Raw genomic sequence first — 25,075 nt, 5'->3', positions numbered from 1 at the left:
CTTTGTGGAACTTTACAAAACTTTTACAAACAATTAAAACCGAATTAATAGTTTAGCAGTATTCTTATATCTGTAATCCTGTTATTTCCGGTTACTTCTAGGAGGAAGAACACGTGAAATGGATGCGTACACCGATTAAAATTTTCGTACTATCAATATGGTTCCTCTGTTTTGAAATGTCTACTGCATTTGCTTTAAATGATACGGGAGAAGTGAGAGTTGATGGATCCTCAACGGTTTTTCCTATTATAGAAGCAGTAGCGGAGGAATATACAAAGGTGCATCCAGACGTGAAAATTTCCATCAGTATTTCTGGAACTGGGGGAGGATTTAATCGTTTCGGTAAAGGAGAAGTAGATATAAATAATGCTTCGAGAGTAATGAAACAAGTCGAGAAAAATGAAATGAAGAAAAATTCTATTCAATTCACACCTTTTGAGGTGGCTAACGATGGTCTTACAATTGTTGTGAATTGGCACAATACATGGGTAGACGATATGTCAGTAGACGAGTTACGTCTACTGTGGAGTGAAGATGGAAGTGAGAAGCGATGGTCACAAATTCATTCAACATGGCCACGTGAACAAGTGAACTTTTATGCACCAGGCGTAGACTCTGGTACGTATGATTATTTTCAAAATGTCATCTTACAAAATCATCGCATTGTAAAAAAAGTCTCTTTGTCTGAAGACGATCAAGTTATTATGCAAGGGGTAATGAATGATAAACATGCCATTGCTTTTGTAGGATATGCTTATTATATGGCTAATCGAGATAAGGTGAAAGCAATAAAAGTAAATGGTGTATTTCCGACGAAAGAGACCATTCAATCAGGTAAATATAAGCCGTTATCTAGGCCGCTACTTACTTATGTGAATAATGCATCTATCCGAAATAAAATGAATGTAGCAAACTATGTTGAGTTTATGATTCAGCATGTTGGTAACCTCGCTGAAGAGGTCGGTTATGTAAAATTGCGAAAAGAAAAATACAATGAACAGCTGCGTATGTTAACAGAAATAAAAAGGTAATGTCAGGGTGGAAAGGGGTTTTCATCTTTGGCTCATAATGACAAAAATCAAATTACATTTTCTGTACAACATTTGATTGAAAGAAATAAAAAGCAAAGAAAAAAAACGCAGCGAATCAATCGAATAGTACCTTTATTACTAAAAATAATTGCTAGCGTTTCTATTGTGACGACACTTGGAATTGTTTTTACGCTCTCTAATGAAACAATCATGTTTTTTCAAAAAATATCACTATACTCCTTTTTGACGGAGAAAGAATGGTTACCATTTTTTGAAGATCCTAAATTTGGTATAGTACCACTTATATGTGGAACGTTCCTTGTAACAGCGCTTGCTATGTTTGTGGCAATTCCTATCGGTTTAGCGTGTGCTGTATTTTTAAGCGAATATGCTTCAAATAGTGCACGGAAAATATTAAAGCCGATGTTAGAGCTATTAGCAGGTATCCCGACAATTGTATACGGTTTTTTTGCATTAACAATTGTTACACCGCTTTTACAAAGGATTATACCAGATTTACAGTTTTTTAATGCGATTAGTCCAGGAATCGTTATCGGATTTATGATGATGCCTACAGTTGCATCTCTATCTGAAGACGCGATGAGATCTGTGGCGAAAGGGACGAAAGAAGCTTCATTAGCACTCGGAGCGACGCGGTTTGAAATGGTAAAACAAGTGGTGTTTCCGTCCGCTTTTACAGGGATTATGGCAGCAATTATATTAGCGGCTTCTCGTGCAATTGGTGAAACGATGATCGTTGTAATTGCAGCAGGATCCACACCAAATGTATCGCTTGATCCGACACATTCTATTCAAACGTTAACAGCCTATATTGTGCAAGTAAGTTTAGGTGATGCTCCGCATGGAACGGTTACGTATTACAGCATGTATGCTGTAGGTGCAACTTTATTTATGTTTACTTTTATTATGAACATCATTTCGCAGTCTATTATGCGCCGTTTTAGGAGGATGACATAATATGCGAATGTTGAATCATAATAAAATACAAAAAAACATGGCATCACGCTTTTTAAAAGATCGAATTTACAAATTGTTATTTTATATAGCAATTTTATTTTCAATCGCAATTTTGTCTGTGTTACTGTTTCAAATTGTTGAAAAAGGCATAAGTTATCTTTCAATAGATTTCTTTACAAATTTCGCTTCACGTAATCCGAAAGAAGCTGGTATTGCTGCAGCTTTGTCAGGGACAATATTATTTATGAGTATTGTTATACCTGTTTCTTTTATATTTGGAGTTGGAACAGCTCTTTATTTAGAGCAATATGCGAAGGAATCTCTATTTAAAAAAATAGTAGAGATTAATAATCAAACGTTAGCAGGAGTACCATCCGTTGTATTTGGATTGCTTGGTTTAACTATTTTTGTATATGCTCTTCATTTAGGAGAGAGTATAGTTGCAGCAGCACTGACGATGAGTTTACTCGTCTTACCAACAGTTGTTGTGGCGAGTCAAGAAGCAATCCGATCAGTACCAAGTGTATTATTAGAGGGTTCTTACGGATTAGGTGCTACGAAGTGGCAAACGATGTATCAAATTGTATTGCCATATGCTTTTCCAGGGATTATAACGGGCTGTACGTTAGCGATATCAAGAGCAATTGGAGAAGCAGCACCACTATTAGTGATCGGGGCACTTGCGTTTGCGAATTATGTTCCATTTAGTATGTTTGATAGATTTACAGTTTTACCAATCCAAATTTTTAATTGGATGAGTAGGCCACAAGAAGAATTTCAGTATGTAGCAGCAGCTGGGATGATTGTTTTGTTAGGTTTGTTGCTATTTATCAATATATTTGTTTTATGGTTACGAAATCGAAAATAAGTTGGAAGTGGATGAAAGGGGAATTCAAATGGTAGCAACAGTAGTAAATGTACAGGTGAAAAACGAAGAGAAAATCGAGACTGCGCCAAAGAAAGTAGTATTTGATACGAAAAACTTAAATTTATGGTACGGGGAAGACCATGCTTTAAAAGATATTAATTTAAGTATTCATGAGAATGAAGTTACAGCCATTATCGGTCCAAGTGGCTGTGGTAAATCAACGTACTTAAAAACGTTAAATCGCATGGTAGAGTTAGTACCGATCGTTCGAACTACAGGTGTAATTGAATATAGAGAACGCAATATATTTGATAAATCATATCCAGTTGAAGAATTAAGAACACATGTAGGAATGGTGTTCCAAAAGCCAAATCCATTTCCAAAATCTATTTATGAGAATGTAGCATACGGTCCAAAAATCCATGGTATTCGTGACAAAAAGACATTAGATGAAATTGTTGAAAAAAGTTTACGTGGAGCAGCGATTTGGGATGAATTAAAAGATCGTTTGCACGATAATGCATACGGTTTATCTGGTGGACAGCAACAGCGTCTATGCATCGCACGCTGCTTAGCTATTGAGCCAGACGTTATTTTAATGGATGAGCCAACATCGGCATTAGATCCAATTTCAACATTAAAAGTAGAAGAATTAATTCAAGAGTTAAAGAAAGACTTTAGTATTGTTATCGTAACGCATAATATGCAACAAGCAGCGCGTATTTCAGACAAAACTGCTTTCTTCTTAAGCGGGGAAGTTGTGGAGTATACAGATACAAACAAATTATTTACGACTCCTTCAGATAAGCGTACAGAAGATTATATTACAGGTCGCTTTGGCTGATATCGTCGCAAAGCTAAGAGAAAATGCCCTCTTAACAGAGGGCATTTCTTATTTTTATCTCACTTTAATAGGGAAGTAATACTTCCTTTATTTTAAGTTTTATTACAAGTGTAAGAGGCTATGTAGGAGATTTATCCCGCTATTTGCGGGCAGTAAGACCGGATTTCAAAATTCAACAAAAGCAAAGAAGTTAGATGGCGGGCCGCCTGTAAAAGCCCGATTGATGAGGGTTGATTAAAGTTTCACTTTATATATAATGGCACATAATATTGAGGGGGAAGAAAAAATGGTAAGAGAACAGTTTCAAGGTGATTTAAAAGTGTTACAGCAAAAGGTAATCGAGCTTGGAGAATTAGCAAATGCGGCTTTATTGATTGCTATGGAAGGTCTGCATACAAGGGATGTAGAGAAAGCGTTAGAGGTCATTGATGGTGATTACCGCATGGATAATTTAGAAGAGGAAATAAACGATCTTGCACTTATGCTTATTACGAAGCAGCAACCTGTAGCAAGTGACTTAAGAAGGATCTTTATTTCAATTAAAACAGCGACAGATTTAGAGCGTATTGCAGATCATGCTGTTAATATTGCAAAGGCTACAATTCGTCTTGGGGAAAAAGAAGTGGCTGTTAGTTTGCACAACCTGGATGAAATGTTTGCGATTGCAAATGAGATGTTGCATTTAGCGTTAGAAGCATATGAACAAGAAAATTTAACTTTTGCGAAACAAATCGCTGAAATGGATGATTCTGTTGATGAAATATATGGAAAATCAATTCGTGAGTTTATATCTTCAGTTCCGGAACAACCAGAAGCAATTACGCAAATTACACAATTATCATTTGTGGCGAGATATATTGAGCGTGTAGCAGATCATATTACAAATATTGCTGAAAATGTCTTTTATTTAGTAAAAGGAAAGCATTATTTATTGAATGAGTAGGAATTAAAGCAGGTGATGAGAAATCACCTGCTTTTTTTAGTCAAAACATGACAAAAAAAGCTCGTTGTTTCCTTTAGTTTATGATGATAAGATGTATCATAATGTAATGGGAAAATTAGTATATATGTTGTTCGTTAATAAGTATTATTTATCAATTAATAGTAAACGCTTTCTTTGAGTTTGAACCGTACGTTTTTATAGGTGGGACATTTAATTATAGGGTCTTTTAAATGAGGATTCGTTTAACTAATCAAGTTTATGCTGCTAGTTCATGTGGGATAGAGAATATACATATGGTATATGGAGCTACTGAACATTATATAAGTGGAGGCTGAAGTATATGAAGGGGGTTATTTTAGCTGGAGGAAAAGGAAGACGCCTTAGACCATTAACATGTAATACTCCAAAGCCGATGTTACCGTTATTAGAAAAACCAGTTTTAGAATACAATATTGAGTTATTACGCCAGCATGGTATTCGTGAAATTGCAATTACTGTTCAATATATGAGTACGACCATTAAGCAATATTTTGGTGATGGTAGTAAATGGGGAGTTAACTTGTATTATTTTGAAGACTCTCCTCCGCTTGGTACAGCAGGGAGTATTAAACAAGCAGAACAATTTTTAGATGAAACATTTGTTGTGATAAGTGGGGATGCATTAACTGACTTTCAATTATCAGAAGGAATTAGGTTTCATGAACAAAAGAAAAGAATAGTAACAATGTTTGTGAAAGAAGTAGAAAATCCACTCTCATTTGGATTGGTTGTAATGAATAAAGACCAGGAGGTTACACGATATATAGAAAAGCCGGGCTGGAATGAGGTAGTCTCTAATGTTGTGAATACAGGCATATATATTATGGAGCCAGAAATCTTTTCTTACATACCGCCTAGGCAATTTTTTGATTTTAGTCATGATGTGTTTCCGTTATTGGCAAATAAAAATGTGTTATTCGCATATTTGTCAGAAGGTTATTGGTTAGATATCGGCACATTTAATCAATATCGACAAGCACAATTTGATTTGTTAACGAAAAAGTTACAAGTACCTATTCCTTATACGGAAGTATTACCGATGGTATGGATGGGAGAAGGGGTGACGATTGGCAAAGGGACGAAAATTCATGGCCCCTCTTTTATTGGAGAAGGAGCAAAGATTGGTACAGGAGCTGTAATTGAGCCATATTCTATTATTGGGAAAAATAGTATCGTTTCAAATTATTCTCATCTTCAAAAAAGTATTGTTTTTGCAAATGCCCACATTGGGAAGTATTGTGAACTATTAGAAACGACAATAGGAGAGCGTACAATAGTTGAAGATGACGTTACACTGTTTCAAAAAAGCGTTGTAGCGGATCACTGTCATATTGGGAGAAGCACGGTAATTAAGCAAAAAGGAAAACTATGGCCTTATAAGGCCATTGATAGTCATTCGATAGTAGGAGCAGCTGGTATTCAAGAGAGTGAAATGAGTGCAGGTTGGTTACAAAAAAGCCGCATTGTAGGAAGAGGGAATGTTGAAATTACTCCCCAGTTTATCGTGAAGATTGCGATGGCGTATGGATCTCTTTTTACAAAAGGAGAGAGTATATTAATTGGAAGTCAAGAAAATATAGAAACAACCTCTTATAAAAATTTATTTTTACATGCTATTCATGGTATAGGGATTCATACGATGGAATGTAAAGAAATGAACGAGTCACTTTTTCAATATAGTGTTCATCATTTGCAATGTGCAGGTGGTGTTTTCATTCAAGTGGAGAATGAGAATGAGATTGTTATAAAGTTATACAGTCAAGCTGGCATACCGTTAACGTATAAGCAGCAAAAAGAGATAGAACAAGTATATATGTCCGAATTGTTTTATTACGTACATGAGAAAGAAATGGGGCGTAATGAGCTGGTTCATGTTTCTATGAATGAGTATATAGAAGTTATATTGGAGCATATTGATATCGAGAAAATACAGATGCAGAAGTTTCATCTTCTTATTAATAAGAGAAATGATACGTTGCAACATTTACTTATGCTCTTTCTGCAAAGACTTGGTTGTACAGTTACATGGATTTATGCAAGCGAACAAAAAGATCATGTGAAAGCTTTGATGAAATCAAGTAAAGCGAATATGGCTCTTATGTTTTCTGAGCAAGGAAATCATTTCGAGTTATACGATAAACATAGTAATATTTACCAGGGTACAGATTTGGAAGAGGTAGATATTCCGGATTTCTTACTCGAATCGACAGGAAATATTTACCCGATGTCTTTGAAGTTAGGAGAATGTTATCTTCTATTTTATACGCAGGATGAAAGAAAGTCGTTTCAAGTAAGGTGGAAGCGAGATATTTTATATCGAATTGGAAAATTATTCGAGCTAATAGCATTGCAAGGAAAAACGTTTCTCAGCATAGTAGAGCAATCACCGCCGCTCTATTTACTTTATGATGAAGTGGTATGTTCATGGAATGAAAAAGGGGAAATTATGAGGAAATTATTGGATGATATAGAAAGGAAGGGAGAAGGTATATTTGAAGGAGTACAGTTCAAATATACTGAAAAAGAGTGGTCTTATATCGTTTCTGACACAAAACAACCAAAATTTTTAGTGTATTCACATGCTAGAAACCCAGTAATAGCAAGGGAAAACATGAAAAATCTTATAGAAAAAATTAGACAATATCAAAAGGTGTAGAATTTTTATTTTAAAAGTGGTATTATAGTATAGTCTGATTTAAGTTATTAGTACTGGAGGGAAATAAGAATGCGTGTGAATATTACTCTAGCATGTACAGAATGCGGAGATCGTAACTATATCTCAAAGAAAAATAAACGTAACAACGCTGAGCGTATCGAGCTTAAAAAGTATTGCAAGCGTGACAAGAAGTCTACGTTACACCGTGAAACAAAGTAAGCAGTAGGAATATTTTCCTACTGTTTCTTTTTTTATTCGATTCCTATGTTAAAAGTGATACACTATCATCATAGAGAAAAGTGTCACTGTAGGGGGGAAATGTGTGAAAGAAGAGAAAGTGCGTTTGCGTAAACAAATAATAGAACACATGAATTCTTTATCAGAAGAACAGTATACAACTTTATCAGAACAGATTGCATTTTTGCTGTATGCGCAAAAAGAGTGGGTTGAAGCTAAAACAATTGGAATTACTCTTTCAATGGAAAATGAAGTGAATACATATCCTATTATTGAAAAAGCTTGGGAAGAAGGAAAGAAAGTTGTAGTTCCTAAGTGTAATAAAGGAACAAGAACGATGTCCTTCCGGCAAATTAATAATTTTGATCAATTAGAAACGGTGTATATGAATTTACGTGAACCGATTCCCGGGCTTACGGAAGAAGTGAATGTGGATGGAATTGATCTTCAAATTGTGCCGGGCGTAGCTTATACAGAACGAGGAGAGCGAATTGGGTACGGCGGTGGCTATTATGATCGTTATCTCGTGCATTATAAAGGGAAAACGCTATCATTAGCGTATGGTTTTCAAATGGTAAAACACATTCCGGTAGAGCCATTTGATAAAAATATAGAAAAAATTATTACAGAAAAAGGAACAATGCTTATAAATGAGCTTGTCTAGACAAATAAAAATTGACGAGACTTTTTCTTCTTGATTATAATAAAATATGTGAACGTTTTCTTATTATAATTTTTTATAGTAAGCAAGCATAGAGGGTGATGAAATGGTATCTATTTATGATATTCAGCAATTGCTAAAGAAATTTGGTACGATTATTTATACGGGAGATCGAATTGCAGATTTACAATTAATGCAAGATGAATTGCGTGAATTAAATCAATCACAGCTAATCGATCCACAAGACTATCAAACAGCTTTATTTTTATTGAAGCAAGAAATTCAAAAAGAGCTAAATAAGAATTAGATAAAGGTAGGTAAGCAACATGGAAGAGAAATGGTTAGTTGGTGTTGACCTTGGTGGTACAACGATTAAATTAGCATTTATTAATGTATACGGTGAAATTTTACATAAGTGGGAAATCCCTACGAATACAGGTGAGCAAGGAAAACATATTACACTTGATGTTGCGAAAGCAATTGATAAAAAGCTAGAAGAATTAGGCGAATTGAAGAGCAAGTTAATTGGTATTGGTATGGGAGCTCCTGGCCCTGTACATGTGGCATCTGGAATGATTTATGAAGCGGTTAATTTAGGGTGGAAAAACTATCCGCTAAAAGATTTATTAGAAGTAGAAACAGGATTACCTGTTGTTATTGATAATGATGCAAACTTAGCAGCGCTTGGTGAAATGTGGAAAGGTGCTGGTGAAGGTGCAAAAGATTTAATCTGCATGACACTTGGTACGGGCGTTGGTGGTGGTGTAATCGCCAATGGTGAGATTGTACACGGCGTGAGTGGTGCTGCTGGTGAGATTGGACATATTACAGTAGTTACAGAAAATGCTTTCCCATGTAATTGCGGGAAGTCTGGTTGCTTAGAAACAGTAGCATCTGCAACAGGTATTGTACGTGTTGCTATGCAAAAAATACAAGAGACTAATAAAGAAAGCATGTTGCGTTCTATGTTAGCTGAAGAAGGACGTATTACATCAAAAGATGTCTTTGAAGCACTTGGACAAGGTGATGAATTAGCAGGCGAAGTAGTAGAAAAAGTAGCTTCTTATTTAGGATTAGCTGTAGCGAACCTTTCTAGTACGTTGAACCCAGAGAAAATTGTTATTGGTGGAGGCGTGTCTAAAGCTGGAGATGCGCTATTAGAACCAATTCAACGCTATTTCGAGCAATACGCTTTCTCACGTGCTGTAAAGAGCACGAAGTTAGCTATTGCAACACTTGGTAATGATGCAGGTGTTATCGGAGGAGCTTGGCTTGTAAAAAAGCACAAATACGAAGCGAAGATGATATAAGATGTGAAATATGAAAAGAGGAAGGGGGAACCCTTCCTCTTTTTGTGTGAAATCTCGATGAAGAATAAAGTGTAAACGAATTAAGCTGCTGGTGGATACCCGTTATATAGAACAGTCATGATCGTAAACCATCCGAAAACGAGTACAGTTGCAATTGCAAAGCCGCTCGCGAAAAAGTTTTTTTCACGAAGTGTTCTAAGCGTAGCAAATACAGCTAACAGAGTGACAAGTGTAAAAATAATAACAAGGCCCATACAATATCCTCCTCTGTCTACCCATTTCTTATTATGAGTTTTTGGAATATTTACTCTTTTATATTGTACATGTTTTAAAAATGATTGTCGAGATAGCATCCTTTCTTTTCCTCAGAGAAAGAAATGTTGTATCATTAAAAGTAAGTTTAATAATTGGAGGAGATTTCATATGAAATGGATACAAATGCCGTTAGGCCCATTGCAAACCAATGCTTATATTTTAATGAACGATCAAAAAGAGTGCATTATCTTTGACCCTGGTCATGAAGGTGAAAAGCTCGTTACATATTTACAAGAAGAACAATTAAAACCATTGGCGGTTTTATTAACACATGCTCACTTTGATCATATCGGTGCTGTTGATGCGGTAAGAGACGCTTTTTATATTCCTGTATACGTACATAAAGAAGAAGCAGATTGGTTAGGAGATGCAACTGTAAACGGCTCTCAAATTTTTATGATGAACCGCAGTATTACAGCAAAACCAGCGGATCATATTATTGATGCAGAAGGTACATTAACAATTGGATCATTTAATTTTGAAATTTTTGAGACGCCGGGACATTCTCCAGGAAGTATTTCTTATTATAGTAAAGAGGCGAATGCTGTATTCTCAGGAGATGTATTGTTCCAAATGAGCATTGGAAGAACAGATTTGCCTGGTGGAAGTTTTGCTGAATTAATTGGAAGTATTGAAGAGAAATTATTTGTATTACCAGATGAAACAGCGGTGTTATGTGGACATGGTCCAGAAACAAGCATTGGCTTTGAAAAAGAAAATAATCCGTTTTTACAATAAGGAGTCATTATGGGAATGGAGCTCATTTTAAGAGAATGGATGGGGAAAGAAAAGGATTATTCAATTTCATATAGTACGTATATGAACCTTGTATTGTATACAGAAGGTCATGGATATTATATGAAAGAACGTGAAAAGATTGGAAGAAAAGGGGATTTTTTTACAAGTAGCAATGTATCCTCTGTTTTTGCAAAAACTTTTGCTAAACTTTTTATTCGTCTTGTTGAAAATGGTGAAGTTGCTTCGAATATTTGTGAGGTTGGTGGGGGAACTGGAAAGTTTGCCTATGATGTTTTACAAGAATGGAAGCAATTATCTCCAAAAACCTTTATTGATTTAAACTATTCAATGATTGAAGTGAGCCCTTTTCATAGGAAATTACAGCAGGAGCAACTTGGCTCATTTTCTAATGTATCGTACTATACCTCCTATAGTGAAATGGGAGATTCTTTCGAGGGAATTCTTTTTTCGAATGAGTTGTTTGATGCATTTCCTGTTGAAATAATTGAGAAAAGAAATGGTATGTTGTATGAAGTACGTATTACATATACAGAGGAAGGAAACCTTTCAGAAGTATGTAGGCCGTTAGATAAAAGAATTGGTCGATATTTATTGAAATATAATATTCATATTGCTGAAGGGCAACGTTTTGAAGTACCAATTGTGATGGAGGAGTATATAAAAGAAATTGCGAAATGGTTTCAAAAAGGTATATGTATTACAGTTGATTACGGATACACAAAAGAAGAATGGATGCATCCAGCACACCGTGAAGGAAGTTTGCGAGGGTATTATCAGCATAAGCTAATACGAAACCCACTAGCGTATCCAGGTGAAATGGATCTTACTACTCATATTCATTGGGACGAGCTAACTGAGATGTTTAGTCTGCAGGGAATGAGTGCAGTATGGCATAAGAAACAATCTGAGTTCTTGTTAGCTGCAGGAATATTAGAACAGCTTACGAGCCATCAAGATACGAATCCTTTTTCTGAAACGCAAAAAAAAAATCGAGCAGTTCGTTCTATGATTTTGAATGGAGGAGTAGGGAGTGCGTTTGATGTTGTTATACATACAAAAGATATGCAACATTTGCATTTGGAGCAGTATGTAACAATATAAAAAAACAAGACACAGTATATACTGTGTCTTGTTTTTTAATACGACTTATGTAGTATTATATATTTCCTCTCATGATATATATTTATATTAAAGATATGAGATGAAAAATATAGAATACGTTCTTTTTCTTCGATTATTAGTCCCTAACCTAATAATACGCGAACGAGTTGAATTATTGTTTCGTTCTCTACTTTGTAATAAATTTCCAATCCTTTTCTTTCACTAGAAACGATTTTAGCGCTTTTTAATTTTGCTAAATGCTGTGAAATTGTAGATTGTGGCATGTTTAAGCCAGTATACATTGTAGAAACGTTGCTTGGACCGCGCTCAATTAATCCTTTTACGATACATAAACGAACAGGATGAGCTAGTACTTTTAATAATTCTGCATTACTTTCATATAGTTCTAATTCTTTTTGAAAGGTTTCTAACATGTTCTTTTCCACCTCCGTGTGAGCTATTATACCATACTATACATACCAAAAATTTAAAGAAAAGAAAATAGTTGTTGCAGAAAAAAAGTCCTAAAGTAAAGAAATTGTAAGAAAAGAGACCCTGATGTAAATAAAATAGGTAAATTAGCACGTTTTTGTAAAATAAAATTTTTGGGTGAAAATTTCGATGCGTTTTAAAAATTGAAAGATATAGATATATTTGTAACACAATTTTATCATGATTTTCTTATTCTTTCAAATGAATATACAAAATTTTTAAAATAATATGACAAAGGAATTGTAATGATATATATAGAATATAAAACAGTTTAAAAGAAAAGAAGCTGAATGTAATTCGCTTCTTTATGATGATAACGAAATATTTGATTACAGCTGATAAATCTTAGGATAATCAAGTCATTAGTCATTTATTCTAAAATTCATCTTTTAGCAACGTTAAAAACCTGTGATTCCATATGTTCTCGTAAAAATCAATCGTCTCTTTTGCGGACATAAAAGGATTCTTCAACGTAGAGGTTGTTTTCTGTGCCATAAAGTTTTCGTATCCCAGTCCGTGGGCAAACTTAATCGTAGCATCCATACAGTACTCTGTTTGGGCACCACAAAATTCAATGCGCTTTACAGATAATTGATCTAAAATTTCTTTTAAGTTTGTTTTATAAAATGAATTTGCATGTGTTTTTCTTACAAAAAAATCTTGTTCTTGAACATCTAGATCGGTATGAATAGCCCAATTTTCTTTCTCGGGTACTAAATCATCATCACAATGTTGAACAAAAAGGATTGGTTTATTTAATTTTCTGTATGAAGAAATTCTTTGATTTACTTTTGTTAGTAAGTTCTGTAAATCAAATAGATGCTCTCCGCTATAACATACTCCATTTTGTAAATCGATAACGATTAAAATATCTGTACAAGTATCCATTATTTTTGCTCCTTTTTATTTCTTAATATATCAATTAATCCATTACTTGGAAATAGATAAAAATTTTATTTTTTAATGAACTATATAGACAGAAAAGCACTAAAACGAGTATGGTAGACAGCATAAAAAAAGATATGAAAACTTAATTTCATATCTTCTATTCATTCTATACATTTACAGGTTCTTCTACATAAGAAAGGGCATTTTCAAAATCGGATATTAAATCGTCAACATTTTCAAGGCCAACTGATAACCGAAGTAATGAATTAGAGATCCCTCTTTCATCACGAGCTTCTTGCGACAGTGCTGCATGTGACATTTTTGCTGGGTAAGAAAGAATTGACTCTACCGCTCCTAAACTAACTGCAAAAACGGGTAATTTTACTTTTGACAAAAATTGGCGGAGTGCATCTTCTGACTGCAAAGTAAACGATAAGACCGCTCCAGCTGATGTTGCTTGAGATTGTTGAATATCAAATCCGAGATGCGTTTGTAATCCAGGATAATAGACATTTTGTACTTTAGCGTGCTCTTGTAAATAATGTGCAATTTTATTGGCATTTTTAGCTGAATGCTCGAGGCGTACATGCAATGTTTTTAGGCCACGAAGTACGAGAGAACAATCTTGAGGCCCTAAAATAGCACCGAATGCATTTTGTAAAAATCCAAGCTTTTGAGCGAGTTCTGCATCTTTTACTACTGCTAATCCGGCAGTAACATCACTATGACCAGCAATAAATTTTGTAGCACTATGAAGAACGACATCAGCTCCAAGTTCAAGTGGTTTCTGGAATAGTGGTGTCAAAAAAGTATTATCAACAAAAGTAAGAGCGCCAATAGATTTTGCAAGTTTAGAAACTTCGCGGATATCTGTCACTTTTAAAAGTGGGTTAGAAGGTGTTTCTACATAAAAGAGCTTTGTATTTGGTTTAATGTTTTGTTTTATTTCTTCTAAATTGGTCATATCAACAAATGTATGTGAAACACCGTAACGGGAGAGTACCTCAGTTATCACTCTGTAAGTGCCTCCGTATACATCTTCTGAAATGAGTACGTGATCACCTTGTGAAAGAAGGAGGAATGCAGTGGAAATCGCTGCAATGCCTGATGCAAAGGCGAATCCCTTTGTTCCACCTTCTAATAAAGCAATGATATCTTCAAGAGCTTCACGAGTTGGATTTCCTGACCTGCTATAGTCATATTTTCCGAACGTATCTACATCAAACTGGTGAAAAGTTGATGTGTTATAAATGGGAACGTTCACAGCGCCCGTTTGTGAGTCATGTTTATATTGGTTGTGTAGTAAGAGTGTATCTATAGAATAGCTCATATTTTTACACCTTCTTTTACGAGTTTAATGGCTTGCTTTAAGTCTTGAATTAAATCGTTACTATTTTCAATGCCAACGGAGAATCGAAGAAGACGATTGCATACACCGTTTGCTGTTCTAATATCTTCAGGAATATCAGCATGTGTTTGCGTTGCTGGATAAGTCATTAAACTTTCTACACCACCAAGACTTTCTGCAAATGTAATTAAGGATAAAGATTGTAAGAATGGATTAATCCAAGCTTCATCTTTAAGGCGGAATGAAATCATGCCGCCTCTTCCTGGATAAAATACATCTGTCACCCCGTTTTCATCATTTAAATATGCAACAACTGCTTTCGCATTTTCTTCATGTTGTCTCATGCGAAGCGCTAACGTTTTCATACCGCGAATTAATAACCATGAGTCAAATGGGCTTAAAACCGCGCCTGATGCATTATGATAATGAGCGATTTCCTCGCAAAGTTCCATTCCTTTTGCAACGACAAGTCCGCTTAGTACATCGTTATGTCCCCCTAAATATTTCGTTGCGCTATGGAGTACAATGTCAGCACCTTCTGTTAATGGTTGCTGTATATAAGGTGTGTAGAATGTGTTGTCTACAATAAGAAGTAGTCCGTGCCTTTTCGCTACAGTTGCGACAGCAGCAATATCAGTAACTTGCATTAATGGATTAGTTGGAGTTTCTATGAAAATAGCCTTCGTTTCAGTTGTGATAGCTTGCTCAATTTGTTTAATAGATTGTGTATTTACGTATCTACATCGAACATTCCACTTTTTTTCGTGCTCAGAAAATAATCGATACGTTCCTCCGTATAAATCTTCAGATACAATAAGTTCGTCTCCAGAGCGGAATAGAGAAAGGACGAGGAGAACAGCCGCCATCCCTGAACTACAGGCATAACCTTGTTCGCCATATTCTAAGTCTGCGATCGCCTGTTCTAAAAGACCGCGAGTTGGATTGCCAGTTCGTGAATAGTCAAAGCCAGTAGATTTACCAATTCCTTCGTGACGATAAGCGGTTGAGAAATAAACCGGTGGATTAACCGTTCCTGTTGTAGTTTCACTGCGATTTCCGATTTGTGCTAGTTTCGTTTCGATTGTTGACATGTGAAAATTCCTCCTTTTTAAATTGAAACATTAAGTGAATATAAAATAAAAAAAGCCTTCTAAGAAGAAGGCTTTCGGTTTGAATAGAGTCTTCTTCTCATCTGTCAAATCTTTCACAATTTGCTGGAATTAGCACCTTATTAACAAACTGTTAATGGTTGCTGAGGCGTCATAGGGCCAGTCCCTCTACCTCTCTAGATAAGAATGTTCGTATGAAATTTTTATTATGTTTTTAACTTTACAACAAAAGATAATTGAATTGCAAGTTTATTTTAAATAATTTTTATTTTTCCGCAAGTATCATTGACTTTTACTTTTGTGCATGCTAAATTTATTAAAAAATTAACAAACATTGTTAAAAGGGGAACGCATTTCCTTTTAGCTACATAAATAAAATAATAAAGACAACTCTTATTGAGAGCGGTGGAGGGAAAGGCCCTGTGAAACCCGGCAACCTTCAAACGAAATGTTTGAAACGGTGCTAATACCTGCAAAACGAATGTTTTGCATAATAAGAGGAGGAACGATTATGTCCCCCTCTTCAAAGTGAAGAGGGGGTTTTTATATTGATAGAAATGAGGGAGATTCGTGAAATTACTAGATTTATTATCAAAAGGAATTGTAATAGGTGATGGTGCGGTTGGGACGTTATTGCATTCACATGGTTTGCAAAGTAGCTTTGAAGAATTGAATGTATCTGATCCAGACTTAATTATATCGATTCATAAACAATATGTAGCTGCTGGAGCAGATGTAATTCAAACGAATACGTATGGGGCAAATGAGACGAAATTACGTATGTATGGTTTAGAAAATCAAGTTACAGAAATTAATAGAGCGGCAGTAAAACTGGCGAAAGCATCTGTTACAGACAGAAATGCAATTTTAGGAACAATTGGTGGTATGAAACACATCGGAGCCGTTACAACGACTGATATGGAAAGGGAGTTTATGCTACTTGAACAGGCAGGGGCTTTACTAGAAGAACAGGTTGATGGATTACTATTAGAAACTTTTTACGATGAATTTGAATTACTTCATGCCGTTAAAGTATTGCGTAAGCAAACGAATATTCCAATTGTTGCTCAATTAGCGTTACATGAAGCAGGTACGACTCAAAATGGAAATGATGTCAATGAAATATTAAAGCAACTTATAGATTGCGGTGCAAATGTTGTTGGATTGAATTGTCAACTAGGGCCGCTTCATATGACGGAAGCTTTCAAAATGATATCGATTCCGCAAAATGGCTATTTATCAGCATACCCAAATGCAGGTCTCCCGAATTATGTGGAGGGACGTTATGTATATGAGGGAAGCCCAGCTTATTTTGAAGCGATGACACCGAGATTTATTGAGCAAGGTATTCGATTATTGGGTGGTTGTTGTGGTACGACTCCAGAACATATTCAAAGTATGAAGCGCGCTGTTGCGAATATTACCCCTGTAATAGAAAAAGACACGATTCAAAGGCCGAAAGTCGTTCATACGCATGAGAAACGTTCGAAGGCTCACGTCACTCTAGCAGAGAAAGCGAAAAAACAAACGACAGTTGTAGTGGAATTAGATCCACCGAAAACGTTAGATACACAGCGTTTTTTTGAAGGGGCAAGAGCGTTAAAAAGAGCGGGAGCAGATGCTATTACTCTAGCAGATAATTCATTAGCATCGCCTCGCATCTCGAATATGGCAATGGGTGCGTTATTAACCAAGCATGATATCCCAGTATTGACACATTTAACGTGTAGAGATCATAACGTCATTGGACTACAATCTCATTTGTTAGGTTTATCGGCGTTAGGGATGGAAGAAGTGCTAGCTTTAACTGGTGATCCAGCGCGCGTTGGTGATTTTCCCGGTGCAACTTCTGTATATGATTTATCCTCTATTGAGCTCATTAAAATGATTAAAGAAATGAACGATGGACGTTCAATTTTAGGGAAATCAATTGGACCGGCGACAAGGTTTTCTGTAGGCGGCGCATTTAATCCTCACGTGAGGCACTTAAAAGCAGCGGTTAAGCGAATGGAACGAAAAATAGATGCTGGAGCGGAGTATTTTTTAACTCAGCCAATTTACGATATCGCGCTAATTGAAGAAGTGTATGAAGCGACAAAGCATTTGGAACAACCTATTTTTATTGGAATTATGCCGTTAGTAAGTAAGCGGAATGCAGATTTTCTTCATTTTGAGGTGCCGGGTATTACTCTTCCTGAAGAAATAAGAGAGAGAATGGATGGACACGAAACGAAAGAGGCAGCAATTGAGGAAGGGATTCGCATTTCGCAAGAATTAATCGACATAGCGATGAAATATTTTAATGGTATTTATCTTATTACACCATTTTTAAAGTATGAAATTACAGAACATCTTGTTAAATATGTAAGAGAAAAGCAAGAAGTGAAAGAAGGTATTAATTGATGAAGTGTATAGAAGAAAAATTACAGAATAGCATTTTAATATTAGATGGGGCAATGGGGACAATGATTCAGCAAGAGGATTTAACTGCTGAAGATTTCGGAGGAGAAGAGTACGAGGGCTGTAATGAATATTTAGTAGAAACAAGACCAGACGTTATTTTAAAAATTCATAAAGCTTATATTGAAGCTGGAGCGGATATTATTGAAACAAATACATTTGGGGCAACGAATATTGTACTAAGTGATTATGAGCTGTCTCATTTAGATGAAGAACTAAATGAAAAGGCAGCACTTTTGGCGAAGCAAGCTGTTAAAGAAAGCGGGAAGGAAGTATATGTTGCGGGAGCAATGGGACCAACAACGAAAGCAATTAGTGTTACAGGTGGTGTGACTTTTGAAGAATTGATTGAGGCTTATACAAGGCAGGCACGAGGATTGTTAAAAGGAGAAGTTGATGTATTACTCGTTGAGACGAGTCAAGATATGCGTAACGTGAAAGCAGCTTATATTGGAATTCAAGCTGCTTTTGAAGAAATGAAAAAAACGGTTCCTATTATGATTTCAGGAACGATTGAGCCAATGGGAACGACTCTGGCTGGGCAAACAATTGAAGCTTTTTATTTATCAGTAGAACATATGAAACCATTATCTGTTGGATTAAACTGTGCGACTGGTCCGGAGTTTATGAGGGACCATATTCGTTCACTATCTGATTTATCGGAGTGTTACATTTCTTGTTATCCAAATGCAGGTCTTCCTGATGAAGATGGACATTACCATGAATCTCCATCTTCTCTTGCTGAAAAGGTGAAGCGATTTGCTGAAGAAGGATGGGTTAATATTATCGGTGGTTGTTGTGGCACGACACCAGAACATATAAAAGCAATGAAATCCGCGCTAGCATCTCTTAAGCCTCGTGACCATCATGAGAGAGAAGGACATGGAATTAGTGGATTGGAGGCACTGCAATACGATGAGTCTATGAGACCGTTATTTGTAGGTGAAAGAACGAATGTTATTGGATCACGTAAATTTAAACGATTAGTAGCAGAAGGGAAATTTGAAGAGGCTGCTGAAGTGGCAAGGGCGCAAGTGAAGAAAAATGCTCATATTATTGATATTTGTATGGCAGATCCTGATCGTGATGAAATAGAAGATATGGAGAAATTTTTGACAGAAGTTACGAAAGTGTTAAAAGTACCGATTATGATTGATTCAACGGATGAAAATGTTATGGCAAGAGCACTTACTTATATTCAAGGAAAAGCTGTTATCAACTCTATTAATTTAGAAGATGGAGAAGAGCGTTTTGAAAAGGTAACACCGCTTCTTCGTAAGTATGGTGCTGCAATTGTAGTTGGTACAATCGATGAAGATGGTATGGCAGTAAGTGCTGAAAGAAAATTAGAAATTGCAAAAAGAAGTTACGAATTATTAACGACGAAATATGGAATACGTCCGTCAGATATTATTTTTGATGCACTTGTGTTTCCAGTAGGGACAGGTGATGAAGAATATATTGGTTCAGCGGCAGCGACTATAGAAGGAATTCGTCTTATTAAAGAAGCGTTACCAGAGTGTTTAACGATTTTAGGTGTAAGTAACATATCATTTGGTTTACCACCAGCTGGACGTGAAGTATTGAATTCCGTCTTTTTATATCATGCTACGAAGGCTGGATTAGATTACGCGATTGTTAATACGGAAAAATTAGAACGCTATGCGTCGATTCCAGAGGAAGAAAAACACCTTGCAGATGCATTACTGTTTGAAACGACTAAAGAGACGTTAGAAGAATTTACAAACTTTTACCGAGTCGCTAAAAAGAAAGATGTCGTTGTGCAAGAAACGTTAACGCTTAATGAAAGACTAGCAAATTATATTGTAGAAGGTACGAAACAAGGATTACACGAGGATTTAAGTCTTGCACTTGAAGAAGGAAGAAAACCTCTTGATATTATTAACGGTCCGCTTATGACAGGGATGGACGAGGTAGGACGACTATTTAATAATAATGAACTTATTGTTGCTGAAGTATTGCAAAGTGCCGAAAGTATGAAAGCTGCTGTAAGTTATTTAGAGCCATATATGGAATCTAGTGATAGTGCGAAAAAAGGGAAAGTATTATTAGCAACTGTAAAAGGTGACGTGCATGATATTGGGAAAAATCTCGTTGAAATTATTTTAGCGAATAACGGATATGAGATTATTAATTTAGGAATTAATGTACGTTCAGATCGAATTGTTCAAGAAGTACAAGAAAAGAATCCGGACATTATAGGACTTTCAGGTTTATTAGTAAAATCAGCGCAACAAATGGTAACGACTGCTGAAGATTTAAAAGCAGCAAATATTGATGTTCCCATTGTTGTAGGTGGTGCAGCGTTAACGAGAAAGTTTACAGATAATCGGATTTCACCATCATATAAAGGGCTCGTTTGTTATGCGAGTGATGCGATGACGGGGCTCGATATTATTAATAAGCTTCAAAAAGAAGAAGAGCGTGAGAAGATGAAACAGGATAAGAAAGAACGGCATCTTCATATCGTAAAAAAAGAGGAGAAGAAAGTAGAAATTCCAGCAGTAATTGAGCCATTACCAAAGGCTGAGGTTATCGTGCCTGATTCAACAAAACGAATTGTATTACGCGATATTCCCGCCCTTCATCTCGCTCCATTTTTAAATAGACAAATGCTACTTGGGCATCACCTTGGATTAAAAGGAAATGTGAAGAAGCTTTTGAAAAAGGGAGATAAGAGAGCGCATGAATTAAATGATTTAATAGATGAATTATTGCAAGAAGGACAATCTTGGTTAAAGCCAAAAGCAGTGTATCAATTTTTCCCAGCGCAAAGCGATGGACAAAACATTGTAATATATGATCCAGAAGATCATACGCGTGTTATAGAGCGTTTCACGTTCCCTAGACAAGGAAAGGCCCCCTATCGTACTTTAGGCGATTATTTGCGCCCAATTGGAGATGAGATGGACTATGTTGCTTTCTTATCTGTTACGGTTGGGGAAGGAGTTCGGGACATTGCTGAAGAGTGGAAGGCGAAAGGTGATTACTTACGTAGTCATGCCATTCAATCGTTAGCGCTTGAATTAGCAGAAGGACTTGCTGAAAAAACACATATGCTCATTCGTGACCGCTGGGGCATTCCAGACTCACCTGAACTGACGATGGAAGAACGTTTCCGTACGAAATATAGAGGAATACGCGTGTCATTTGGTTATCCGGCGTGTCCAGAACTTGCAGATCAAGAAAAGCTATTTCGCTTAATTCATCCAGAGGAAATAGGTATTTCATTAACAGAAGGATTCATGATGGAGCCAGAAGCGTCCGTAACGGCTATGGTATTTTCTCACCCTGAGGCAAGATATTTTAGTGTATTATAGTCTAGAAGGGGGAGACGTATGAAGAAAATAGTCTTTACAGGTGGCGGTTCGGCAGGACATGTAACACCTAATTTAGCCATTATCCCACATTTACAGGAAGACAACTGGGATATCTCTTATATTGGTTCTCATCAAGGTATTGAGAAAACGATTATAGAAAAGGAAGGCATTCCCTACTATAGTATTTCGAGTGGAAAGCTACGTCGTTATTTTGATTTGAAAAATATAAAAGATCCTTTTCTTGTAATGAAGGGTGTTATGGATGCGTATGTAAGGATTCGAAAACTAAAACCAGATGTGATTTTTTCAAAAGGCGGTTTCGTATCTGTACCAGTCGTAATTGGAGGATGGCTAAATAGAGTACCAGTTTTATTACATGAATCTGATATGACGCCAGGACTAGCAAATAAAATTGCGCTTCGTTTTGCTTCGAAAATATTTGTTACATTTGAAGAAGCAGCGAAGCATTTACCGAAAGAAAAAGTAATATATACGGGATCTCCTGTACGTGAAGAAGTGCTGAAGGGAAATCCTGAAACAGGTTTAGCATTTTTAGGTTTTTCACGTAAAAAGCCAGTTATTACGATTATGGGAGGCAGCTTGGGCGCGAAGAAAATTAATGATACGGCTCGAGAAGCATTACCAGAACTTCTTAAAAAGTATCAAATTGTTCACCTTTGCGGAAAAGGTAACCTTGATGAAAGTTTACAAAATAAAGAAGGATATAGACAATTTGAATATGTACATGGAGAACTGCCGGATATATTAGCGGTAACAGATTTTGTTATTTCACGCGCGGGCTCCAACGCAATTTTTGAATTTTTAACATTACAAAAGCCGATGGTTTTAATTCCATTATCGAAATTTGCAAGCCGTGGAGATCAAATATTAAATGCAGAGTCCTTTGAAAGGCAAGGGTATGCCTCCGTATTATATGAAGAAGATGTAACTGTAAAATCTCTGATAAAGTATGTCGAAGAATTGAATCAAAATAATGAGAAGTATAAAACAGCACTAAAAAAATATAATGGAAAAGAAGCAATTCAAACAATCATTCAAAATATTTCAGAGGCATGATGAAACAATCATGCCTCTTTTAGTAGGGTGAAAGATTCCAAGAATTGATATTTTTATGTTACAATAAAGTGAAACTTTAATCAGTTGGGTGCATCCCACATCTAACTTCTTTACTTTTACTGAAATTTGAGGAGGGAGTCTTACTGCCCTCAAATAGCGGGATAACAACTGGGTTAATAGAGAAATTCCAATTAATGAGGCGTGAAAATACGAATGGATTAGGAGTGACTGTGTTGGAGCTAAGTCTCTATGAAAATACTGCACTTATTATATGCTTTGTGTTGTACGTTGGTAGTGTTATTGTTTATATTTCAAGGAAATTTTCGCAAGAAAGAGAGCTTGAAAAGTCAGAGATAACAGCTGAACTAGAAATGTTAGCTGATGAAAGTTATAAAAAACAAAAAATAAAAGAAGACCATGAAGCATCCCATCATTTAAACGCAAATAAGTTTTAAAGATGGGGATTTTTTTTGAAGTTGTTATTTATTATAGCTATAACAAATAACGCTAAAAAGGAGTTTCCCCATACATAATGAAGGAGTGTATATAAATGAATTTTTATATCGCCTCAGGTTTCCAAAATAAACATCTTGTATGTTCCGTAGCAAATGAACTGAAACATGCAGGATGGCACCATACATATGATTGGGCCAAAAACGAAAGAGCAGTGAATCAAGAACAATTAAGAGAAATTGGTCAGGCAGAAAAAAATGCTGTAAAAGAAGCGGATGTGTTTTTACTTATATTAGATGGCGGAAACGGGAGCCATACAGAGTTTGGAATGGCGATTGCGCTAGAGAAAACTATATATGTATATCATGCAGGAAATCCGCTCCAAACAACGTTCTATCACTTGCCAGAAATAAATATTTTTGAAGGAGATGTAGCTGAGTTTGCATCTTATGTTATGAATCATGTGAAATAATAGTAACTACCTAAAAGGTTATAAAAGTGATCTTTTGGGTACAGTGATGATAAGAAACGTATATAAAGGAGTACATAATATGAAATTAGAAAATGGATGGGAAACGAGCTTTTTAGAAGTCGTACAAAATAGTGAATTTAAGAAAGAGGCACTTCTTAGTCAATTGCTTTGTCAGGATAGTGAAGAAGTAGAAGAGCTTGTGGATGATTACGGCTACGAAGAGCTTGTTGAACGCGAACATGATGATGAGTTAGCTGAAATTTTAGGAGAAGAACTTTTTAGTGAGATGGAACGACAAGTATTCTTATCTTCAAACCCAGAAGAAAAACTTATTTCATTCGTCAATGGATTAGGTTTTCATGTATTAGATTGGATCGTTCTTCTTGAAACAGAATTTGGAATTGATAGTGCAAACTTTACATCAGATGCTGTGAAGGTGTTAGAAAAGCGTTTCAGCCAGTTTCCATACATAGAGGACAAGACAATTTTTGATATGACATTTGGAGAATCTATGGATGTATTAGAATCTGTTACAGGATTACAACTAAAGGAAAAGATGAACGTATAATGAAAAAAGAACGTGATTGGATCACGTTCTTTTTTTACATTATAATAATTTTGTCATCTAGTTTTGTTTGTCCGCTAAGAAGTGCGTTTAAATATTCCACTTTTCTTATACAGGCTTGTATATGTCTTTCAACCTCTTGTAACTCTGCTTGGTGATGTGTTTCAATCGGATGAATTTGTACGTTGAATTTTTCAAATTGACTACTATATGTTATTTCTGCATAGCCGCTCATAATATCGGTTTCGTTATGAAATAAAAATTGCTTCGTTTTGTCACAGAATGATACATCCTGAAAGCCATATACTTTTAATGCTTCAATTACTTTTTTTATCATTTTTGTATTCATTTTTTTAACCCTCTTTACGAAGTTCTACTTATACATTATACCATAAAAAATTACATAGAAAGCGCTTCCAAGTGTATTTTATTATAAACTTTACGTTTCAATCACAAAAATGAAACAAAGAAAAAATAATTGTAAAGAAGGAAGGACTCTTTTATTGTTTCGTCATATATATAGAGAAATAGTGCAATGAAAGGAAATTTTCCGAGTTGGAGATCGTATTTCCAATTTGAGCGCAGTAAAAGAGGTGAAAATCTTGAACTTTGATATTGTAGGACAAAAAGCATATATAAAAGATGGACCGCATCGGAACCGAATTGGAATTGTAAAGAAAAACGAGACAAAATTAGCATCGCATTTTGCTATTGTAATTGGAGAACAAATTATTGATGTAGAGCTAAAGGATATCGTGTTAGTTGGAGTAGACGTAGGACAATTTCATAAATGGTGCGAACAAAATGGTTATTTGTGAAAAGGACGGGCTGTGAGATAATGAAATATATTTGAGGAAAGAGAATATATTATTGTATTCTCTTTTTCTATGTTTAAGGAGGCGAAAATGAAATATACAGAACAGGAGTTTACGTTGGAGTTAAAAGAGAACATTCAATGTATGGAGAAGGAAATAGAGCCAATGTCACTTAAATTGTATAAAGAGTATTCGCATTTATACATAGAAAAAAACATGGAATTAGATATGGGATTTGCAAGAGAAAAAGAGAATCCCTTTGAGGTGGGTTATTATTCATCAGTTGCTATAGCTATATAGATGAAGAAAAAGA

Annotated in this window: 26 protein-coding genes and 2 riboswitches; of the genes, 20 read left to right on the top strand and 6 right to left on the bottom strand. The window is 35.7% G+C overall.

Annotated elements, in window-relative coordinates:
• Nucleotides 1–113: 113 nt before the first annotated feature.
• From MR167_RS02285 to glcK, 10 genes are all read left to right on the top strand, one after another.
• Nucleotides 114–1,031, top strand: a complete 918-nt coding sequence (locus MR167_RS02285) for a PstS family phosphate ABC transporter substrate-binding protein (protein ID WP_000871820.1) — start codon at nucleotides 114–116, stop codon at nucleotides 1,029–1,031.
• Nucleotides 1,032–1,058: 27 nt separating this feature from the next.
• The gene (gene pstC, locus MR167_RS02280) at nucleotides 1,059–2,009 is read left to right on the top strand and encodes a phosphate ABC transporter permease subunit PstC (protein WP_000940890.1); all 951 of its coding nucleotides are present in this window, start codon (nucleotides 1,059–1,061) and stop codon (nucleotides 2,007–2,009) included.
• Nucleotide 2,010: 1 nt separating this feature from the next.
• Nucleotides 2,011–2,877: a phosphate ABC transporter permease PstA gene (gene pstA, locus MR167_RS02275; RefSeq protein ID WP_242313829.1), complete on the top strand. Its 867-nt coding sequence runs from the start codon at nucleotides 2,011–2,013 to the stop codon at nucleotides 2,875–2,877.
• 28 nt (nucleotides 2,878–2,905) lie between these two features.
• Entirely contained in the window at nucleotides 2,906–3,721 is an 816-nt protein-coding gene (pstB, locus tag MR167_RS02270; protein ID WP_000226681.1) for a phosphate ABC transporter ATP-binding protein, read from the top strand.
• 286 nt (nucleotides 3,722–4,007) lie between these two features.
• Nucleotides 4,008–4,664: a phosphate signaling complex protein PhoU gene (phoU, locus tag MR167_RS02265; protein WP_000251245.1), complete on the top strand. Its 657-nt coding sequence runs from the start codon at nucleotides 4,008–4,010 to the stop codon at nucleotides 4,662–4,664.
• A gap of 340 nt (nucleotides 4,665–5,004) precedes the next feature.
• Nucleotides 5,005–7,359, top strand: coding sequence for a sugar phosphate nucleotidyltransferase (locus MR167_RS02260; RefSeq protein ID WP_086390479.1), 2,355 nt, complete (start codon nucleotides 5,005–5,007; stop codon nucleotides 7,357–7,359).
• 69 nt (nucleotides 7,360–7,428) lie between these two features.
• Complete coding sequence (gene rpmG / locus MR167_RS02255) at nucleotides 7,429–7,578, top strand: 50S ribosomal protein L33 (RefSeq protein WP_001265616.1); 150 nt, start codon at nucleotides 7,429–7,431, stop codon at nucleotides 7,576–7,578.
• 103 nt (nucleotides 7,579–7,681) lie between these two features.
• Nucleotides 7,682–8,260, top strand: a complete 579-nt coding sequence (locus MR167_RS02250; RefSeq protein WP_000656859.1) for a 5-formyltetrahydrofolate cyclo-ligase — start codon at nucleotides 7,682–7,684, stop codon at nucleotides 8,258–8,260.
• A gap of 103 nt (nucleotides 8,261–8,363) precedes the next feature.
• On the top strand, nucleotides 8,364–8,564 hold the full coding sequence (locus MR167_RS02245; RefSeq protein ID WP_000253699.1) for a YqgQ family protein: 201 nt from the start codon (nucleotides 8,364–8,366) through the stop codon (nucleotides 8,562–8,564).
• A 19-nt stretch (nucleotides 8,565–8,583) separates the two neighbouring features.
• Nucleotides 8,584–9,567, top strand: a complete 984-nt coding sequence (glcK, locus tag MR167_RS02240; RefSeq protein ID WP_000391701.1) for a glucokinase — start codon at nucleotides 8,584–8,586, stop codon at nucleotides 9,565–9,567.
• A gap of 80 nt (nucleotides 9,568–9,647) precedes the next feature.
• On the opposite strand, the gene MR167_RS02235 is transcribed toward glcK, so the two are convergent.
• On the bottom strand, nucleotides 9,648–9,821 hold the full coding sequence (locus MR167_RS02235; RefSeq protein WP_000524852.1) for a DUF2759 domain-containing protein: 174 nt from the start codon (nucleotides 9,819–9,821) through the stop codon (nucleotides 9,648–9,650).
• A 169-nt stretch (nucleotides 9,822–9,990) separates the two neighbouring features.
• On the opposite strand from MR167_RS02235, the gene MR167_RS02230 reads away from it, so the two are divergent.
• Nucleotides 9,991–10,620, top strand: a complete 630-nt coding sequence (locus MR167_RS02230) for an MBL fold metallo-hydrolase (RefSeq protein WP_000871230.1) — start codon at nucleotides 9,991–9,993, stop codon at nucleotides 10,618–10,620.
• Between the two features lie 9 nt (nucleotides 10,621–10,629).
• Complete coding sequence (locus MR167_RS02225; RefSeq protein WP_000525134.1) at nucleotides 10,630–11,742, top strand: class I SAM-dependent methyltransferase; 1,113 nt, start codon at nucleotides 10,630–10,632, stop codon at nucleotides 11,740–11,742.
• Nucleotides 11,743–11,885: 143 nt separating this feature from the next.
• On the opposite strand, the gene MR167_RS02220 is transcribed toward MR167_RS02225, so the two are convergent.
• The 4 genes from MR167_RS02220 to metI form a co-directional block, all read right to left on the bottom strand.
• Nucleotides 11,886–12,176 (bottom strand): ArsR/SmtB family transcription factor, encoded by a 291-nt coding sequence (locus MR167_RS02220; RefSeq protein WP_000894377.1) that lies wholly within the window; start codon nucleotides 12,174–12,176, stop codon nucleotides 11,886–11,888.
• 433 nt (nucleotides 12,177–12,609) lie between these two features.
• A complete protein-coding gene (locus MR167_RS02215; RefSeq protein WP_000379186.1) occupies nucleotides 12,610–13,122 on the bottom strand; it encodes a cysteine hydrolase family protein in 513 nt (170 codons plus the stop codon).
• Nucleotides 13,123–13,288: 166 nt separating this feature from the next.
• Nucleotides 13,289–14,452, bottom strand: coding sequence for a cystathionine beta-lyase (gene metC, locus MR167_RS02210; protein WP_000122297.1), 1,164 nt, complete (start codon nucleotides 14,450–14,452; stop codon nucleotides 13,289–13,291).
• Nucleotides 14,449–15,561 carry a cystathionine gamma-synthase/O-acetylhomoserine thiolyase gene (gene metI / locus MR167_RS02205; RefSeq protein ID WP_000103895.1) on the bottom strand — a complete coding sequence of 371 codons (1,113 nt, stop codon included), beginning with the start codon at nucleotides 15,559–15,561 and terminating at the stop codon, nucleotides 14,449–14,451. The genes metC and metI overlap by 4 nt, the downstream gene beginning before the upstream one ends.
• A gap of 94 nt (nucleotides 15,562–15,655) precedes the next feature.
• A riboswitch (SAM riboswitch) is annotated at nucleotides 15,656–15,766 on the bottom strand.
• Between the two features lie 203 nt (nucleotides 15,767–15,969).
• Nucleotides 15,970–16,079: riboswitch (SAM riboswitch) on the top strand.
• Nucleotides 16,080–16,149: 70 nt separating this feature from the next.
• Here metI and MR167_RS02200 point away from each other — a divergent pair.
• The 6 genes from MR167_RS02200 to MR167_RS02175 all read left to right on the top strand — a co-directional run bounded on the left by MR167_RS02200 (nucleotide 16,150) and on the right by MR167_RS02175 (nucleotide 23,950).
• Nucleotides 16,150–17,982, top strand: coding sequence for a bifunctional homocysteine S-methyltransferase/methylenetetrahydrofolate reductase (locus tag MR167_RS02200; RefSeq protein ID WP_000770367.1), 1,833 nt, complete (start codon nucleotides 16,150–16,152; stop codon nucleotides 17,980–17,982).
• Nucleotides 17,982–21,380, top strand: a complete 3,399-nt coding sequence (gene metH / locus MR167_RS02195) for a methionine synthase (protein WP_000649726.1) — start codon at nucleotides 17,982–17,984, stop codon at nucleotides 21,378–21,380. The genes MR167_RS02200 and metH overlap by 1 nt, the downstream gene beginning before the upstream one ends.
• Nucleotides 21,381–21,398: 18 nt before the next feature.
• Entirely contained in the window at nucleotides 21,399–22,457 is a 1,059-nt protein-coding gene (gene murG, locus MR167_RS02190) for an undecaprenyldiphospho-muramoylpentapeptide beta-N-acetylglucosaminyltransferase (protein ID WP_000724741.1), read from the top strand.
• A gap of 194 nt (nucleotides 22,458–22,651) precedes the next feature.
• Entirely contained in the window at nucleotides 22,652–22,912 is a 261-nt protein-coding gene (locus MR167_RS02185) for a DUF3966 domain-containing protein (RefSeq protein ID WP_001250699.1), read from the top strand.
• A gap of 95 nt (nucleotides 22,913–23,007) precedes the next feature.
• Entirely contained in the window at nucleotides 23,008–23,382 is a 375-nt protein-coding gene (locus MR167_RS02180; RefSeq protein ID WP_001012330.1) for a nucleoside 2-deoxyribosyltransferase, read from the top strand.
• Between the two features lie 79 nt (nucleotides 23,383–23,461).
• Nucleotides 23,462–23,950 (top strand): hypothetical protein, encoded by a 489-nt coding sequence (locus MR167_RS02175; RefSeq protein WP_000764268.1) that lies wholly within the window; start codon nucleotides 23,462–23,464, stop codon nucleotides 23,948–23,950.
• 34 nt (nucleotides 23,951–23,984) lie between these two features.
• On the opposite strand, the gene MR167_RS02170 is transcribed toward MR167_RS02175, so the two are convergent.
• Entirely contained in the window at nucleotides 23,985–24,296 is a 312-nt protein-coding gene (locus MR167_RS02170; RefSeq protein ID WP_001093238.1) for a hypothetical protein, read from the bottom strand.
• 253 nt (nucleotides 24,297–24,549) lie between these two features.
• Here MR167_RS02170 and MR167_RS02165 point away from each other — a divergent pair, with 253 nt between their 5' ends.
• Both MR167_RS02165 and MR167_RS02160 read left to right on the top strand, forming a co-directional pair.
• Nucleotides 24,550–24,765: a DUF3912 family protein gene (locus MR167_RS02165; protein ID WP_001008325.1), complete on the top strand. Its 216-nt coding sequence runs from the start codon at nucleotides 24,550–24,552 to the stop codon at nucleotides 24,763–24,765.
• 87 nt (nucleotides 24,766–24,852) lie between these two features.
• Nucleotides 24,853–25,062 carry a hypothetical protein gene (locus MR167_RS02160; RefSeq protein WP_002082163.1) on the top strand — a complete coding sequence of 70 codons (210 nt, stop codon included), beginning with the start codon at nucleotides 24,853–24,855 and terminating at the stop codon, nucleotides 25,060–25,062.
• The last annotated feature ends 13 nt before the right edge of the window (nucleotides 25,063–25,075 follow it).

This window comes from Bacillus cereus group sp. BfR-BA-01355, from assembly GCF_022663675.1.
Classification (GTDB): domain Bacteria; phylum Bacillota; class Bacilli; order Bacillales; family Bacillaceae_G; genus Bacillus_A; species Bacillus_A thuringiensis_S.
Note: the sequence above shows the minus strand (reverse complement) of the source record. Positions and strands in the feature narration are given on the sequence as shown.

Coding starts and splice junctions, on each gene's coding strand:
- metH (WP_000649726.1), top strand. CDS start 17,982: ATGAAGTGTATAGAAGAAAAATTACAGAATAGCATTTTAATATTAGAT.
- MR167_RS02260 (WP_086390479.1), top strand. CDS start 5,005: ATGAAGGGGGTTATTTTAGCTGGAGGAAAAGGAAGACGCCTTAGACCA.
- phoU (WP_000251245.1), top strand. CDS start 4,008: ATGGTAAGAGAACAGTTTCAAGGTGATTTAAAAGTGTTACAGCAAAAG.
- pstA (WP_242313829.1), top strand. CDS start 2,011: ATGCGAATGTTGAATCATAATAAAATACAAAAAAACATGGCATCACGC.
- MR167_RS02220 (WP_000894377.1), bottom strand. CDS start 12,176: ATGTTAGAAACCTTTCAAAAAGAATTAGAACTATATGAAAGTAATGCA.
- MR167_RS02225 (WP_000525134.1), top strand. CDS start 10,630: ATGGGAATGGAGCTCATTTTAAGAGAATGGATGGGGAAAGAAAAGGAT.
- rpmG (WP_001265616.1), top strand. CDS start 7,429: ATGCGTGTGAATATTACTCTAGCATGTACAGAATGCGGAGATCGTAAC.
- murG (WP_000724741.1), top strand. CDS start 21,399: ATGAAGAAAATAGTCTTTACAGGTGGCGGTTCGGCAGGACATGTAACA.
- MR167_RS02215 (WP_000379186.1), bottom strand. CDS start 13,122: ATGGATACTTGTACAGATATTTTAATCGTTATCGATTTACAAAATGGA.
- metC (WP_000122297.1), bottom strand. CDS start 14,452: ATGAGCTATTCTATAGATACACTCTTACTACACAACCAATATAAACAT.
- glcK (WP_000391701.1), top strand. CDS start 8,584: ATGGAAGAGAAATGGTTAGTTGGTGTTGACCTTGGTGGTACAACGATT.
- MR167_RS02235 (WP_000524852.1), bottom strand. CDS start 9,821: ATGGGCCTTGTTATTATTTTTACACTTGTCACTCTGTTAGCTGTATTT.
- MR167_RS02230 (WP_000871230.1), top strand. CDS start 9,991: ATGAAATGGATACAAATGCCGTTAGGCCCATTGCAAACCAATGCTTAT.
- pstB (WP_000226681.1), top strand. CDS start 2,906: ATGGTAGCAACAGTAGTAAATGTACAGGTGAAAAACGAAGAGAAAATC.
- MR167_RS02245 (WP_000253699.1), top strand. CDS start 8,364: ATGGTATCTATTTATGATATTCAGCAATTGCTAAAGAAATTTGGTACG.
- MR167_RS02180 (WP_001012330.1), top strand. CDS start 23,008: ATGAATTTTTATATCGCCTCAGGTTTCCAAAATAAACATCTTGTATGT.
- metI (WP_000103895.1), bottom strand. CDS start 15,561: ATGTCAACAATCGAAACGAAACTAGCACAAATCGGAAATCGCAGTGAA.
- MR167_RS02170 (WP_001093238.1), bottom strand. CDS start 24,296: ATGAATACAAAAATGATAAAAAAAGTAATTGAAGCATTAAAAGTATAT.
- MR167_RS02175 (WP_000764268.1), top strand. CDS start 23,462: ATGAAATTAGAAAATGGATGGGAAACGAGCTTTTTAGAAGTCGTACAA.
- MR167_RS02160 (WP_002082163.1), top strand. CDS start 24,853: ATGAAATATACAGAACAGGAGTTTACGTTGGAGTTAAAAGAGAACATT.
- MR167_RS02185 (WP_001250699.1), top strand. CDS start 22,652: ATGAGGCGTGAAAATACGAATGGATTAGGAGTGACTGTGTTGGAGCTA.